This is a genomic window from Methylobacterium sp. CCH5-D2 (genome assembly GCF_001556475.1).
In the GTDB taxonomy this organism is placed as follows: domain Bacteria; phylum Pseudomonadota; class Alphaproteobacteria; order Rhizobiales; family Beijerinckiaceae; genus Methylobacterium; species Methylobacterium hispanicum.
The window spans coordinates 1-334 of sequence record NZ_LSIX01001090.1 but is presented as its reverse complement, the minus strand read 5'-3'; the positions used below and the strand labels follow the sequence as shown (position 1 = coordinate 334).

At 78.1% G+C, this 334-nt stretch carries 1 protein-coding gene; it reads right to left on the bottom strand.

Features of this window, described 5'->3' with window-relative positions; all coding sequences use genetic code 11:
• Positions 1–50: 50 nt before the first annotated feature.
• Positions 51–334: hypothetical protein (locus AX737_RS35035; RefSeq protein ID WP_197430769.1), on the bottom strand; the 284-nt coding region annotated here is incomplete at its 5' end.

Genomic DNA, 334 nt, shown 5'->3' with positions numbered 1-334 from the left:
CTTCGCGGGCCACCCTCCCCCGCAGAGGGGGGAGGGGAAGCGCACGGGCGTCAGCCCATGCGCACCGGCACCCGCGCCCGGCACGCCTCCCCCGGCCCGGCGAGCGCACCGACCTGCGCCACCGCGACCGTGATCGCCGTCTGCGAGGTGCCGAAATCCGCGATCTCGTCGGCCGCCGCGTAGAGCAGGGCCGGCTCCGCAGTCGCGGTCTCGCGCAACACCCGCCCGTCGGCCCCGAGGATCGCGACGCGGTAGGCCTCCGGCTCGTCCAGCGGGATCTCGGCGGGCTCCCAGCCGTCGGCGGCGCGGCGCGCCCGGCGGATCCAGGTGAGGC